The sequence below is a fragment of the Phyllobacterium sp. K27 genome, from assembly GCF_054796155.1.
Map to the genome: position 1 here is coordinate 108257 of NZ_JBTWND010000002.1, position 14282 is coordinate 122538.

Genomic DNA, 14282 nt, shown 5'->3' on the forward strand with positions numbered 1-14282 from the left:
GATTGTTGCACTTCTGCAACTTTGAAATACAAATATCGGTCTTCCCTAGCTGCTTTCGGACAAGGGACATCACTCGATGACTTGCCAAAATTAGCTATCCTCGTGAAAAACTTGATTATAAACTGCATATTTTCTTTTAGTTTGGAAAAGGCACCGCTGTAAGACAAGCGCCAACGGAACTTGTATCGCGAGATGCAACTGCGCGCGTAGCCGCGTTACTGGCGATACGATCGCGTAAAAGGCGATGAAGAGTGCGAGAAAACTCAGGAACCCGTCCAGTGTCATCGGTATTCTTCTTTGCCACTCATCTGCAGGCCTGAGCCCAGAAATCCCTCTGAGCCGTCATTGTCGAAGTCGACATAATTTTTAAATACCGGGATCAGTAAATCTGCCTCTAGCGGTGTGTAGCCGGGAGACTGACAAAGGAACACATAATCGAATGGCTCAGCGACGCGATATTTGTCAACTTGAACCTTCTGAAACAGGACGGGCGGCTCGAGGATATGCGGCAAAACACGCAGTTCTTCCCTGGAGTGGGCTTCACGGAGACGTGGCACGTACCGCAATTGCATGACCTCGCATGCTGGATCAAAGTCTCGGAAGAAGAAGGGCATCAGATCGTCACCGCTGTGCGCGTGATGCACATAAGTCAGCGATTTGAGCCAACGACATGCCACGGCATATGCGAGATAGTTTGCTGGCGAAATGCGCTCCATACCATTGTGCAGAATAGCAGCCTTGCGCTCTTTTGGGGGCAGACCTAGGAGCCTTGCGCCGATGTCCTTCCACGAGAGATCCCCGAAACCGGTTCCCAAGTCGGCATGGGCATCGATGTGGGTCAGCGTTAACGGTACAGCGCCATTCTGCGAGAGGGTTTCCAGAACTTGAAATGCCTCGTCGTGATGCACGACAAATCGCCCTTTGGGCCGCCGAGACGAGAGGCAACGCGTCAGTTTGCACGGATCCTCTAGGAAATGGCGGAGCTGCTCCTCATTCCAGGGTCGTATCGTCGAGGGTGCTCGCGGCCGTCGGTCGATCGAACAGACGTCATCAAGGAATATGTCGAGATCAATATCGGCGATGTTCAAGAGATGTTTCCGTATACGAACAGATCCCGCGAATACTGTTACTTATGGCTATATTTCTCAAGTGCGCGTTGATCTCGATCGGTGACAATGAAATGTTGCCAACAGAATTCGGTCGGAACAGCTGTAAGGATTGAAGAATGGACAAGAAACCCGCGACGCCGACCATTGATGGAATTATATCTGGCGCCTTTATCGAGGGTCAGCGGTATGAGTTCAAGGCGAAGTTAAACCTTGAGGAACAACGTGGAAAGTCAAACTTTATCGACGATGTTGTGGCTTTCCTGAATGCCGGTCCCGGGTATCTGCTCGTTGGCGTGCATGAGAAGAAGGGCGCCTTCGAACGTTTCGAGCCGATAGATGGCGATCGCGACGCCATACGCCGCCGCGTCACCTCAATTATTCAGGACAATATTGATCCCAAGCCATTGGGCGTTCGTGTGGAGTTTCTCGATCTCGATACGGAAGGGTTTATTCTTTGTCTTGATCTCTCCGACTATCGGCTGCGACCCTATCAGAACAAAATAACCGGCGGATTTTATTTGCGCACCGGTGCCCAAAATACACCGATCCCGCATGACCAGCTTCACGCGCTGTTTACACCGATCGAGAAACTGGAAGCCGATACGGTCCAGCTGATGGAACGTGAGAACGCGGCTCTTGAGGTGCGTGACATCATGCAGACCAATGGCGCAACGCTGCATACCGCAATCGTACCGCAAGAGCACTACGAGCGTGAGCGGTTGCCTTTCGATCTTGGACGGGGTTCTTTGAAAGTGATGCGCCATTATCACGGCGAGAGTTATGGTGTTTTCAAAGGTTGCGAAAATGGCGTCGAAGTTAAGGACGCGACTTTTCAGGAGGGGCGATCAATTTCGCGCTTCTTTATCGGCGATGATTGGCTGGTCCACTCTTATGTCTCCCATCCATTCGCAGTTCGGGATGGAGAAGGGCGGCTGACGATTCACGAGTTTCGTGAGGAATTCGCGCGGCATTTGCGGGATATCCAACTCATCCTTGACGACTCCGGCATCCGAGGCCCCTTTGGCGTTCTGTTTGCAGTAAAAAATCTGCGCCGCAACTCAAAACTTGAATGGGCGTTTCCTAATGCCAGTGCCGCGAGCCTCGGTAGGCCGATACGGGTAGAGCGTGTCGATGAACAAGGCCTTGTGGATCGCTTCTATGACAAGGTTAGAGGTGTTTCAGTTTACGGCCGAGGAGGATTTGCTGTAATGTGGTATTGACGAATCGCGGCGGTGGGGCGATCTTTTCAGTTGGATCGTGGTTCCAAACCTGTCGCCAAGTTAAAAACCACTTTTTTCTTTCTGCATGCGTCGCCGAATCCCATCCCTCGGCTGCTGATTAAATGGCGTCCGGCTGCCGAAACGATGAGGTTTCGCCATGCACTTGTTTGTTCAAAAATCCGATTTGCCCACCATTAAAGAAAGCCTGAGAAAGGCGCATCCTGGTTCACGCCCGACATCCCGAATGGAGGCTGCCGCGAAAGCTTTTGGTTTCTCCACCTATGCCAGCTTTCTGTCCGCATTGAAAACCGGCGAGCTACGGATTAGCGTCGATGATAAAATATATTGTTCTTGCCTTGATGTACCGCCAGTCACAGATGGCGATAGGTCAGCTCGTTATCTTTCACGTGCGGTTGCTCGAGGCTTGCTACTGGGCGACACTGACGAGGGTCTGAAGAACAGCGAGATCGATTTCCTCCTTGAGAGCGCGAAACTGAAGAATCCCGGCCCCGGTACGAAGCGCGATAGGATTTACAACGCCTTCGTTGAGCACCAAAACCGAGAGCAAATCAACACCCACATTCTCGCCTTCATCCGGAAGGCTCTGAAGCCCGCCCGGTTTGTCAGGTTTCCAGAGCGGTACGAGCCAATGCGGGCGAATGTCAATCGCGCGCTGGCCTTCACGAGATTGTACGTCGACGAGTCTGGGAAGCTCGGCAAAGGTGGAACAGCCACCACGCTGTCAGAAGCTGAACGCCGAGCGTCGGAACTTAGGAAGGATTTGGCGTCGCGTGGCACCCATCCTGACGTCCTCGATTTCTGCCGGGCCGAGTTGATTGCGAACAACTACTTCCACGCGGTCCAGGAGGCCGTGAAGAGCGTGGTCGAGAAGCTACGAAATCGGACTGGCCTCATCGACGACGGCAACGTGCTGTTCGACCACGTCTTCGGCGGGGACACCCCGGTGCTCATCATCAACGGGTTTCAAACTATGAGCGAGAAGAGCGAGCAGAAGGGCTTCGTGAACCTGCTGAAGGGGACGTACGGCACCTTCCGGAATCCTACTGCTCATGCGCCTAGAAAAGACTGGGAGATGAAGAAGGAAGACGCAGAGGATCTGATGTCGCTCCTCTCCTTTATCCACCGGAGGATCGACAAGGCGACGATGCCGCAAAGGGTCTGAATGCCTGTCCTCTGGTGCACAACCGTACCTTCTTACAGATTAGATGTCGGAGCGTAACCTGCCCATGACGAGTTTTTTAGGTTTACAGGAGGGGCCGGCGACCTTGAGCTTAGCCGCGACGAAGTCCAGTTTTGAGAAGCGGTGAAAAATTTTCGCAACCGCGCGTTCGGGCCCCAAAGCAGCCGTCATTAGTTTGACCACTTCATTTCCATAATCTCATAATAGCCAAACCGGGACTCCGAGAATGCTCGACTGGTGGATCTGTAATTAGCCCAAAGCAGGTTCAAACCTAAGTGCCGAGCTTAGAGGCGCTCCAATAACTTAGAAATAGCAAATTAGCGAAAAGAATTAGATAATCATTTACCGGTTGTCTCACTTGAGGACGTTTCGTGAATTCCACCCAAAAGGGCGATAATCTAGAAGATGCCTTCTACCAATACCTTCTCGATCAGCAACGTCGTGGGGAACTTGTTTATGGTTTAAATCCACCGGACAACTGCAAGATTTTTAAGAAAAAAGGGTACTACTGCAAGGAGCGTGCGGCTGACATTCAATTTGACGTCGTCATAGAGATATACCGGCTAGGAAGCTCAAACCCATCTCTCTACGTTATTTTCGAGTGCAAGAACTATGAAGGTAGTATTCCAGAGACATGTGTAACGGATTTTTCGGATAAACTCGGGCGGATATTCAAGCACGCCGTCAAAGGGGTTCTTGTCGTCTCTTCACGTCTGCAATCAGGTGCGGAGAACGTCGCCCGAAGCAGATCAATGGGGATCGTTAAATATGATGAGAATGGACTTGAAGTCGTAGCCGATCGCAGCGGGCGTTATTGTTTAGAGAATGGTTTTGTAAAATCACAAATCTTTCGAAATCAACTCTCCGGAAAGGCTCTAAAATTCTCAGCTTATCATGACGGAAAATTCTTCGGCACCATCAGCCAATTTCTTAGCAGCTTGGAGCCACAGCTATCTGTTAGTAATGAAATTGAAAATCGCAATTCCCTGATATCTGTCCCGTATCTTTCTGCTGACGTTATAAAACAATCTGCTAAGGACATCTTGGAACAGATCGGTTACAAATATGGCCCGGTCGATCTTGGGATGATTTGTTCGGCGCTGTCTATAGATTTGCATTATAGCAAGCAGGTCGTGAAGGATGAGGATGGTACACTCATACTTGGATCAGCAAACTTCGATCGCAACACAATTCAAATAAATGCCCACGCGGACAGTAATCGTGAACGGTTTACCATCGGGCATGAAATCGGCCATTTCTGTTTGAAGCACAAACAGTATCTCCGATCAGAGACTATTGTGGAGAAAGACCTACTCATAGATAGCGAACCACACAATCGTTTCAACTATGAGCGCCTTGAGTATCAGGCGAATGCGTTCTCCTCAGACCTGATTCTGCCTGATGAAATGTTTCGGACGGCAACCAATGTGGCCCGGAGTAAGCTTGACATTAGAAATAAGGGATTTGGCGATATATTCGTTGATGATCAACCTTGCAATTTCCTGCCTTATTATCAGTTACTATCCAGCTTGTCGCAATACTTTGACGTGTCAAAGCAGGCGATTGAAATAAAATTGAAGAAGATGGGATTACTTAATGATCAAAGAACGAGGAACCAAGCTTCCCCTGTTGGGCGCCTACTAGGAAATTTTACGTCATCTATATAACCCTGTTTATCACCGCGAGCGACTTTAAATGCCTCTGTAGCGCGCGATCAAAGTGCACAATGACCGCTTCTGGCGTGGTTGAGACAACGCTCTCCTCACACCATGGCCGACCGTTGATTTCCTAATTTGCACTTTAGCATGGATTGTAGACATCTACGCTACAATCCAAAGTGCTCGAAATTCGCGTATTATCGGCATTTTCAAAGGAACGTTTTCTCATAGCTTAAGTTTTTGTACAGGCGCGACAAGCTTATCTTAAGGAGCTCCGGAAACCCACGAGTGCAACTGGGGATTGGCGTTGATTGTGCGGGCGGATGGGTTCACCGTGCAGTGTATGAGTGATACGGTGCAGTTTAGCGCCAAGTTGAGCGAAGTGCATCATCCGGGTGTTGCCCCAGTACCCCATTCCAGGTCAGGAAAAGCTGGGAGAGTTCCTCTGCGGCGTTGCGCGTCATGGCAACCAGTTCAGGTTCCCGGGGCTCCAATTCCGGCAGCGGAACTACTAGGCAGACTGCACCTATGCAGCGTTGGCTACGGTCATGGACCGGCGCGGTAACGCAGGCGATATAAGGGTCGATCAGACCCCGCGCGATCCAATATCCTTGCGCGGCCGCATGGGAAATGTCGTCAGCCAATTTTTTTGCGGTGACCTTGTTGCCATCGGCCATAATGAAATCGGCTAACGGTATGTTTGCAGCCATATCTGCCACATCGACTCCTTGTAGCAGAAAGCGACCCGATGCGGTTCGCGGCAAAGGTGAGCTCGATCCTTCCACGGGAACCCGGTAGTTGTGATCCCGCCCAGTCTCGGAAATCAGCACGACCTGACGCCACCCGCGCATTACGTCGAGTTCCGCGACCTCCCCGGCAAGCTTCGCGAGTTTTGAGATCACATGGCGCGCTTTTCGTCCGAAAGGATTATGCCTATCGTAAGCAAAACCTAACTGTCCACACTTACTGCCGGGCAAGATCAGTCCCTCGGGCCCGAACTGTTCCAAAAACTCTCGTTCAAGCAATTGTTCTATGATGCTGTAAATCGTTGAGCGCGGCGCGCCGATGGCTGAAGCAATCGCGTTTCGCGTCAACGGTTGTGATTGACTCAATATACAGTCGAGAACATCAAGCAGTCTGTCTGTACCGCGCGCGCGTTCCATCTTCGTTCGATCTCCGCCAAATTATGTCAAAGCGCATAGCCATTATCGCTACAGCGTCTTAATGTATATTATAAAAGACAAAGAAATTCACAGCACTGCAGCGATTCAGAAATGCTCCCATTTTGATGGAGTGGTGCCGAGCTACTTCGTTACAATGAACGCGCTTCGACAGTTGCAGATGCAAGACTGTCGCGCAGGAACATTGCATCATTTCCTAAAACATAGAAGCTGATGCCAACTTTGCTCCATTTTCCTACATCTGCCGGCGATGAGCAGAATATACCTACCGGCTTTTCGGCCATCTGCGCTGCATTCGCGATCTTGATAATGGCAGCGTTGAGTGCCGCAGACCCTTCGACGCGGCCGGCACCGATCGAAACCGCGAGATCACCTGGGCCGATGAAGACGATGTCCACACCGTCAACCGCCGCAATACTATCCGCGTTAGCCAAGCCTTCCGCGGTTTCGATCTGTAAAGCCAGGACCGTGCGTTCATTGGCATGATCCAGGTAATCCGCGATCTGGTATCCGAATCCTGAAGCTCGGCCAGGACCGATGCCGCGAATGCCTTGGGGCGGATAGCGCGAATTCATGACGCACACTTCCGCCTGCGCTGCAGTTGAGACCCGTGGAATCAAAATGCCAGCGGCGCCGGCATCCAGCACTGAAGCCATCCAAAATGCGTCATGGCTCGGGACGCGAACCATAGCAGGCAGGCGATGTGCGTCGCATGCGCGTACCAGGTTCTCGATCATGGCTCTGTCTATCTGTGAGTGCTCGGCATCTATGCACAAGAAATCGACACCAGCAGATGCAATAACTTCCATCATGATCGGATGTGGAATGGCGGCGAAACTGCCGATCATCCTCTCGCGGGTAAGGCACCTCTGTCGAAATTCGCTCATTAATGCTCATGCTCCTCTGCTGAAGTTGGTGTGACCCTAGAGTTAGAGTGCTGCGGTCACGATAAACTCGACCTTGATCGCCGGGAGCGCGAGCTTGGCTTCGCATGTTGCGCGGGCGGGAGGATTTCGAGGGTCTATCCAAGACATCCACGCCGCGTTCATTTCTTCAAAGTCTGAAATATCGGCAAGATAGACTAAAGTCTGTAATATTCGAGTTTTGCTTGTGCCTGCCAAGGCCAAACGGCGATCAATCTCGCGCAAGGCGAACTGACATTGATCATCCACAGTCTCACCTTCGCCCACCTGACCGGAGAGATAGACGGTGTTGTTATGGATAACGACTCCGCTGAGGCGGGCATCAACTTCAAAGCGCTGTATTTCCATTCTGGCCATCCTGGTTGTTGTAGGGTCAATTATTCCGTTCAGCGGGGAGGGCCGCTGCACGCAAGAAAGTCGCGGATGTAAACTGGGGATCCGGGGAACTGGCTCGTTGGAATGAAAATTCTGTTCATGCCCAACCCGTCTGCGAATGAACACCGGAAAACCGGTCTGCCGCGTAAGGTTCGACCGGCAAAAGCGGCCGTTCACCTGTAATAAGATCAGCGATAAGGCGGCCGGTAACCGGGCCTTGCGTAAAGCCGTAGTGACCATGACCAAATGCAAACCATAAGCCGGGATGGCGTAGCGCTGGCCCGATGACCGGCAACATATCCGGTAGACAGGGCCGGGCTCCAAGCCACGGACTTGTTTCCATCTGTTTGCCGAGAGCGACCGTGTTTTGCGCACATTGGACCATTTTGTCGATTTGTGAGAAGGCTGGCGGAGCGTCGAACGGCGCTAGTTCGACACCCGTCAGCACACGTACGCCTTGAACCGTCGGCACGATGAGACATTGCTGGTCACGCACGTAGACAGCGTGTTTCAAAGGCGGCGAAGAAGTGTTCTCGAAATGCTGATGATAGCCGCGTTTGGCTATAAGCGGAATACGATAGCCCAGTTGCTTCGCCAAGGTACCAGACCATGGTCCGAGGGCGACAACCACATGCGGCGCGCTAAAACACACGTCGCCAGCCGTCAAATGCCATTCTGTGCCGGCCTGATGCAAGTCCAGCGCATCACCTTTCGCGATAAACCCGTCTTGGGACAGAAAGTGCTTTGCAAAACGTTGGATAAGACCACCGGGGTCACTGATACGCACCGTATCTTGCCAGTGAATTGCGCCGGCAAACCGGTCGATGAGCGCTGGCTCCATAGATTCCAGTTCTTGGGCTGCAATTTTGTGGGCGCGCACGCCGAAACCACGCGCCTGATCGGCCACGCGGTCTGCCTCCTGCAACTCCGTATTCGTTCTGCACAGTTCCAGCCAGCCGTCCTCCACCAGCAAGTCCGTCGCCTGCGCATTCGCTATCAACTCCCGGTAGCACGGAAGGGAGGCGGAGATCAGAGCACGAAAGGATGGACCAATCTTGGCAAGGCCGACTTCTCTAGACGCCGTCTTGTAAGCCAAAAGCCAGGGTAGGATGCGCGGCAAGAAGAGATAGTCCGTACGGACGCCGTTGGACCTGTTAAGAGCCAAGCGGACAAGATTTCTCAATCCTTTTGGAAAGGGGTGGGGCAAGACAGCAGATGCTTCGATAAAGCCCGCGTTGCCGTAGCTCGTTTCGCGGCCGGGTTCGCAACGATCGATCACCACGACCTTCTTGCCCCGCTGCTGCAGATACAAAGCCGTCGAGATCCCGATAACGCCGGCGCCAAGCACCATGACATCAAAAGACTTTGGAGCCATCACACGCCGCTCTCAGCTTCCAGAGCTGTAAAGCCGCTCGAAGCTCTTAACAATCCAACCGTCATTACATGTCTCTTATAAAGGAATCAAAGACGTTATAAAGGCCACTGTATGTTGACTCTCTAGCGGTCGTCAACCCGTACTGCCACATAGGGAAACGAAGCTCCAGAGAGCATTCCCGTGCGAAGAAGTAATCGCATTATCGCAAGCGCGGCCCGTCGCTCTCTGTCAGAGGAAAGAACGAGGCGTCTTCATTTTCGACCCAGTCGATCCCCGCGCGGTCACGGCCAGATGTCTGAGCGTGCCACCGTGCTGTTACAATTAGACCGTTCGCACAAACGATGGTTTGCCTGAGCAGTTTCATTACGGCAATGCACGTGACAGAGGATGCTGACGACTCCTGAAGGCAAGTTGACGATGCACTATCGTGAAGGCGCGAAACCCTATTTCAGTGAAATGTCCCGGACAGATATAACGGGGTGAGCAGCTGTTTGTGGCGCCACCCGATTGTGGCAACCACGGACATTGAGAAATTAATGAGGTCATTGAAACGGACTAAGAATTTCGTCGGCTCTCATGCTGCTTAACGTTCTGACAGTTGACTTCGCGGCAAATATGTTCTCAGATACCCTATAACGATCAAATGTCCTTTATAAGGGACAGTAAGAATAGGGGAAGGTTATGACAAAAATGTTGGAATTATTGTCCGGCCTGTTAATTGGCAGACGGACGTTCAAGTTGCTTTTCGCAGGCCTGGTCTTCATGGCGACTCCCGCTCTAGCTGAAGACCTAAAGTTGGGCCTCAGTTCCTCGGCAACGACTATGGATCCCCATTTTCACAATGCGAGCCAGAATATCGCTGTGTCGCGTAACATCTTCGACACGCTTACGCAGATGGATCCGGACAGCCAGATTACTCCCGGTGTTGCGGAATCCTGGAAAGCGATCGATGACGTGACGTGGGAGTTCAAACTTCGCAAAGCCAAATTTCACAATGGAAGCGACTTGACCCCCGAAGACGTCGCTTGGTCGCTTCGACGTCCGAACATTATTGAAAACAGTCCTGCCAGCTTTTCCATATATACTCGGGCGATAGTGCGGACCGAGATCGTCGATCCGCATACGATCCGCCTGATTACGAACAAACCCTATCCGCTGTTACCAGCAGATCTAACCAACGTCTTCATCGTCAGCAAAAAGGTGACGGAAGGCCTGAAGCCTGAACAGTTTAATACGGCCGAACATATTGTTGGTACTGGTCCGTATAAATTCGTAAGCTACTCACCCGACGATCGCGTCGTGGTGTCCCGGTTCAACGATTACTGGAATGGCAGCCCAAGCTGGGATAATGTGACTATCCGCTTCATGCCCAATGACGGAAGCCGCATGGCCGCGTTGCTTTCAGGCGATATCAATGCAGTGGAGAACGTGCCGACCTCAGACCTGGCTAAGATCAGGTCTGAGGAAAAGCTCGTCGTCGCGACGAAGAAAACCCATCGTATGGTGTTTCTCTTCCTCGATAGCGGACGCGAAAACAGCCCAGGGGTCCGCGGCGCTGACGGCAGCGCCCTAGCCAAAAATCCTTTGATGGACGTGCGGGTTCGAAAGGCGATCAACATGGCAATTGATCGCAATGCCATCGGCGACCGTCTGATGATGGGCTTGGCCTATCCAACCAACAACATGGCGACGGAACACATGATGGGGTTCGATCCGGCGCTGGAGAACGTACCCTTCGATCAGCAGCGCGCGCGCCAGCTCCTCGCAGAGGCCGGTTATCCCGATGGCTTCCAGCTCGTGCTGGGCACGCCGAACAACCGTTTGATTAATGACGAACGCGTGGCGCAAGCGATTGCCCAGATGCTTAGCCGCATCGGAATCCGCACCGAAGTTGATGCGGTGCCGTTCGCGGCAATCAACACCCGCGGTAACAAGGGTGAATACTCGGCCGTCATGATGGCGTGGGGCGTACAGACCGCTGAGGCATCCTCCGGTATACGCATGCTTGTTGCCTGCCCAGACAAGGAACGCGGCTGGGGAGTTGTGAACTGGAGCCACTATTGCAACCCCGCCCTCAACGAGCAACTTGTTGCACTGACTTCGGAAATGAACGATGCCAAGCGCAACGAAATGTTGAAAGCAGCCGTGCATACCGTCGTGGATGATATGGCCATCGTGCCCCTCTATTTCCAAGGAATGACCTGGGCAGCGCGCAAAGGCATCACTATCGTTCCCCGGATGGATGAGCGCACCTCTGCTTTTACTTTCAAACCTGCCGAGTGATGGCATGTAGACGATCCGTCCGTGGCTGGATCACCTCGGGCGGTTGGAGCGTGTAAGGACAATCATCAATATGTTAGCCTATCTCATACGCAGATTTGGACAATCCGTCCTTGTTTTGTTTACCATGGCGGTATTGGTTTTCCTGGCAGTTTTCGCTCTGGGCGATCCAGTAGATGTTCTCGCCAGCCCAGATGCCGATCAAGCAGAGCGCGCGGCGCTCGCCGTTCGATTCGGCCTTGACCAGCCGCTGCCGATTCAGTTCGCGACCTTCATCGGCAATGCGCTGCGCGGTGATCTTGGGTCTTCCTTTGTTTACGGCAAACCTGCGCTAACTGTGGTCATAGAGCGATTGCCCGCCACCATTGAGCTTGCCGTTCTTGCCCTCAGCTTCTCTGTCTTGATTGGCGTGCCGCTTGGGGTGATTGCGGGGCTCTGGCCTCGGTCCATCGCGGGCAGAGCGATCATGACGACCTCAATTTTCGGCTTCTCTTTGCCGAACTTCTGGATTGGACTGATGCTTATCTTGTTTTTCGCCGTGTATCTTGGCGTCATGCCCGCTGGAGGACGCGGGCCTACAAGTGAATTCCTTGGAATGCAGCTTTCGATCTTCTCTTGGGAGGGCTGGCGCCACATGCTGCTGCCAGCTTTGACACTGGCGCTCTACAAGGCTTCGCTGGTCGTGAGGCTGTGCGAATCAGGCACTCGAGAAATCATGACGCAAGAATATATCCGTTTTGCCCGCGCGAAGGGCCTCAGCCGATTTCGTATTGTTCGGTTGCATCTCCTGAAGAATATGCTGATCCCGGTCGTGACGATCCTTGGTATGGAATTTGGAGCGATGATCGCGTTTACGGTTGTCGTAGAATCGGTCTTTGCCTATCCCGGCATGGGCAAGCTGCTAATCGAATCGGTCAGCCGGCTCGATCGCCCCGTCGTCGTCGCTTACCTCATGGTGACGACGCTGGTGTTCGTGACGATCAATTTGGTGGTAGATCTGCTCTATGTCATGCTCGATCCGCGTGTTCGACTGGGCGAGGGGAACTCATGAGCGGGACCGTCGACACAAACACGTCCACCACAGTGCCTCGCTCTGAACGGCTGTTCCGGCGCCAATTGCTTGACTTGCTCTCCGGCCCCGGCGCAGCCATCAGCCTTGGAGTTCTGTTCGCCCTGATCCTGGTCGCGCTGTTTGCATCATGGATTGCGCCACAAAATCCATACGACCTGATGCAACTCGACATCATGGACAACATGCTGCCGCCTGGATTCCAACTCGGGAGCGGCATAACAGCAAGGCTGGGGACAGACGACCAGGGCCGGGATATGCTTTCTGCCATAATGTACGGCATGCGCGTGTCCTTAGGGGTTGGCATCGTGTCCGTCCTGATCGCGAGCATTGTTGGAGCTTTCATCGGCGTTCTCTCAGCCTATCTGGGTGGGCGTTTCGACGCTCTTTTCATGCGGATCGTCGACCTCCAGCTATCGTTTCCATCGATTCTGATCGCTCTCGTCCTGCTCACCGTATTCGGACGCGGCGTGGACAAAGTGATCCTGTCTCTCGTCCTGGTTCAATGGGCGTACTATGCGCGAACCGTGCGCGGCTCGGCGCTGGTGGAAAAAAACAAGGACTATATCGCCGCAGCACAATGTCTGGAACTGTCGCGTTTGCGTATTCTCATCCGGCACATGTTGCCAAACTGCATTCCCCCGCTGATCGTCGTTTCGACAGTTCAGGTTGCCCACGCCATCACCCTGGAATCAACGCTGTCGTTTCTCGGCGTCGGCGTGCCCGTGACGCAGCCCTCGCTGGGTATGCTCATTGCGACAGGCTATGATTTCATGCTGTCCGGCAATTACTGGGTGTCCACCTATCCTGGTGTCGCACTTGTCATCATTGTTGTTGCCATCAACCTTGTCGGGGACCGCCTGCGTGTCATACTGAATCCGAGATATAACCCATGACAGATATGCAACTCTCCCAAAAGACTCCGGCATTAACCGTTGAAAATCTCTCGGTTGCTTTCAAGACCCGTGCCGGAATGATTCCGGCCGTCCACAATGTGAGCTTTCACGTCAATCCGGGAGAAGTTCTCGGATTGGTGGGCGAGTCCGGTTCGGGAAAGTCGGTCACCGGCCTTGCGATTATGGGCCTGATCGAGCCGCCGGGAATGGTTACTGCCGGGAGCGTGCGCCTCGAGGGCCAGGAGATTGCAGGCAAAAGTGAAGGGGAGTTGCGCGCATTGCGCGGCAAGCGGATCGCGATGGTATTCCAAGACCCAGTCTCCACGCTGAACCCGGTTCTGCGCGTCGACACACAGATCATCGAGACAATCGTTGCCCACGAAAAGGTTTCCGTCAAAGCCGCCAGGGGGCGGGCCATCGCGGCGTTGAAAGCGGTGGGGATACCTTCGCCCGAAGCTCGTCTCACAGCGTATCCGTATCAGTTCTCTGGCGGCATGCGCCAGCGAGTGGCGGTGGCAATCGCGCTCTTGCACAGCCCGGCGGTGCTAATCGCCGACGAGCCGACGACGGCGCTCGACGTCACGATCCAGGCGCAGATTCTGAGCGAAGTCCAAAAGCTGGCAGCAGAAAACGGTACAGCACTCGTTTGGATCACGCACGACCTCTCCGTCATTGCTGGCCTCGCCGACCGTGTCGCGGTGATGTATGCGGGCCGTATCATTGAAAGCGGCAACGTTGCGACCATATTGACCAAGCCGCGTCATCACTACACCGCCGGCTTGATTGCATCGGTACCCAGTCGCAACCAAAGGGGGCAGCCGCTAGCGCAGATACCCGGTAGCACCCCGAGGCTAGGGGCGATGCCGCCGGGTTGCACGTTTCATCCGCGTTGCGCCGCTCGCACCAACATCTGCGTAAACGAGTTCCCGCCCGTCACGGAGGGTATTTCCGGTCACATCTTACGTTGCTATCATCCCAGATAGCCGTCGGAGGAG

At 53.3% G+C, this 14282-nt stretch carries 12 protein-coding genes; 7 read left to right on the forward strand and 5 right to left on the reverse strand.

Going from position 1 to position 14282, the window contains the following annotated elements; translation table 11 throughout:
• Positions 1-281: 281 nt before the first annotated feature.
• Positions 282-1088, reverse strand: a complete 807-nt coding sequence (locus ACYJL1_RS17390; protein ID WP_460898193.1) for a hypothetical protein — start codon at positions 1086-1088, stop codon at positions 282-284.
• A 137-nt stretch (positions 1089-1225) separates the two neighbouring features.
• On the opposite strand from ACYJL1_RS17390, the gene ACYJL1_RS17395 reads away from it, so the two are divergent.
• The 3 genes from ACYJL1_RS17395 (at position 1226) to ACYJL1_RS17405 (ending at position 5197) form a co-directional block, all read left to right on the forward strand.
• On the forward strand, positions 1226-2329 hold the full coding sequence (locus ACYJL1_RS17395; RefSeq protein ID WP_460898194.1) for an AlbA family DNA-binding domain-containing protein: 1104 nt from the start codon (positions 1226-1228) through the stop codon (positions 2327-2329).
• 157 nt (positions 2330-2486) lie between these two features.
• Entirely contained in the window at positions 2487-3512 is a 1026-nt protein-coding gene (locus ACYJL1_RS17400) for a TIGR02391 family protein (protein WP_460898195.1), read from the forward strand.
• A gap of 389 nt (positions 3513-3901) precedes the next feature.
• A complete protein-coding gene (locus ACYJL1_RS17405; RefSeq protein ID WP_460898196.1) occupies positions 3902-5197 on the forward strand; it encodes an ImmA/IrrE family metallo-endopeptidase in 1296 nt (431 codons plus the stop codon).
• Between the two features lie 353 nt (positions 5198-5550).
• Here ACYJL1_RS17405 and ACYJL1_RS17410 read toward each other — a convergent pair whose 3' ends face one another.
• The 4 genes from ACYJL1_RS17410 to ACYJL1_RS17425 form a co-directional block, all read right to left on the reverse strand.
• On the reverse strand, positions 5551-6351 hold the full coding sequence (locus tag ACYJL1_RS17410; RefSeq protein ID WP_460898197.1) for an IclR family transcriptional regulator: 801 nt from the start codon (positions 6349-6351) through the stop codon (positions 5551-5553).
• A gap of 149 nt (positions 6352-6500) precedes the next feature.
• Complete coding sequence (locus tag ACYJL1_RS17415) at positions 6501-7256, reverse strand: HpcH/HpaI aldolase family protein (protein ID WP_460898198.1); 756 nt, start codon at positions 7254-7256, stop codon at positions 6501-6503.
• A 42-nt stretch (positions 7257-7298) separates the two neighbouring features.
• Positions 7299-7640: a RidA family protein gene (locus ACYJL1_RS17420; protein ID WP_460898199.1), complete on the reverse strand. Its 342-nt coding sequence runs from the start codon at positions 7638-7640 to the stop codon at positions 7299-7301.
• 124 nt (positions 7641-7764) lie between these two features.
• Complete coding sequence (locus tag ACYJL1_RS17425) at positions 7765-9042, reverse strand: NAD(P)/FAD-dependent oxidoreductase (RefSeq protein WP_460898200.1); 1278 nt, start codon at positions 9040-9042, stop codon at positions 7765-7767.
• A 681-nt stretch (positions 9043-9723) separates the two neighbouring features.
• Here ACYJL1_RS17425 and ACYJL1_RS17430 point away from each other — a divergent pair.
• The 4 genes from ACYJL1_RS17430 to ACYJL1_RS17445 all read left to right on the forward strand — a co-directional run bounded on the left by ACYJL1_RS17430 (position 9724) and on the right by ACYJL1_RS17445 (position 14270).
• Complete coding sequence (locus ACYJL1_RS17430; protein ID WP_460898201.1) at positions 9724-11325, forward strand: ABC transporter substrate-binding protein; 1602 nt, start codon at positions 9724-9726, stop codon at positions 11323-11325.
• Positions 11326-11395: 70 nt separating this feature from the next.
• The gene (locus ACYJL1_RS17435; protein WP_460898202.1) at positions 11396-12373 is read left to right on the forward strand and encodes an ABC transporter permease; all 978 of its coding nucleotides are present in this window, start codon (positions 11396-11398) and stop codon (positions 12371-12373) included.
• On the forward strand, positions 12370-13287 hold the full coding sequence (locus ACYJL1_RS17440) for an ABC transporter permease (RefSeq protein ID WP_460898203.1): 918 nt from the start codon (positions 12370-12372) through the stop codon (positions 13285-13287). The genes ACYJL1_RS17435 and ACYJL1_RS17440 overlap by 4 nt, the downstream gene beginning before the upstream one ends.
• Positions 13284-14270 carry an ABC transporter ATP-binding protein gene (locus ACYJL1_RS17445; RefSeq protein ID WP_460898204.1) on the forward strand — a complete coding sequence of 329 codons (987 nt, stop codon included), beginning with the start codon at positions 13284-13286 and terminating at the stop codon, positions 14268-14270. Before ACYJL1_RS17440 ends, ACYJL1_RS17445 begins: the two co-directional genes overlap by 4 nt.
• Positions 14271-14282 lie beyond the last annotated feature (12 nt).

Excerpts from the sequence above, each read along its gene's own strand:
- ACYJL1_RS17400 (WP_460898195.1), top strand. The coding sequence starts at position 2,487 with ATGCACTTGTTTGTTCAAAAATCCGATTTGCCCACCATTAAAGAAAGC.
- ACYJL1_RS17410 (WP_460898197.1), bottom strand. The coding sequence starts at position 6,351 with ATGGAACGCGCGCGCGGTACAGACAGACTGCTTGATGTTCTCGACTGT.
- ACYJL1_RS17425 (WP_460898200.1), bottom strand. The coding sequence starts at position 9,042 with ATGGCTCCAAAGTCTTTTGATGTCATGGTGCTTGGCGCCGGCGTTATC.
- ACYJL1_RS17415 (WP_460898198.1), bottom strand. The coding sequence starts at position 7,256 with ATGAGCGAATTTCGACAGAGGTGCCTTACCCGCGAGAGGATGATCGGC.
- ACYJL1_RS17420 (WP_460898199.1), bottom strand. The coding sequence starts at position 7,640 with ATGGAAATACAGCGCTTTGAAGTTGATGCCCGCCTCAGCGGAGTCGTT.
- ACYJL1_RS17445 (WP_460898204.1), top strand. The coding sequence starts at position 13,284 with ATGACAGATATGCAACTCTCCCAAAAGACTCCGGCATTAACCGTTGAA.
- ACYJL1_RS17440 (WP_460898203.1), top strand. The coding sequence starts at position 12,370 with ATGAGCGGGACCGTCGACACAAACACGTCCACCACAGTGCCTCGCTCT.
- ACYJL1_RS17395 (WP_460898194.1), top strand. The coding sequence starts at position 1,226 with ATGGACAAGAAACCCGCGACGCCGACCATTGATGGAATTATATCTGGC.
- ACYJL1_RS17435 (WP_460898202.1), top strand. The coding sequence starts at position 11,396 with ATGTTAGCCTATCTCATACGCAGATTTGGACAATCCGTCCTTGTTTTG.
- ACYJL1_RS17430 (WP_460898201.1), top strand. The coding sequence starts at position 9,724 with ATGACAAAAATGTTGGAATTATTGTCCGGCCTGTTAATTGGCAGACGG.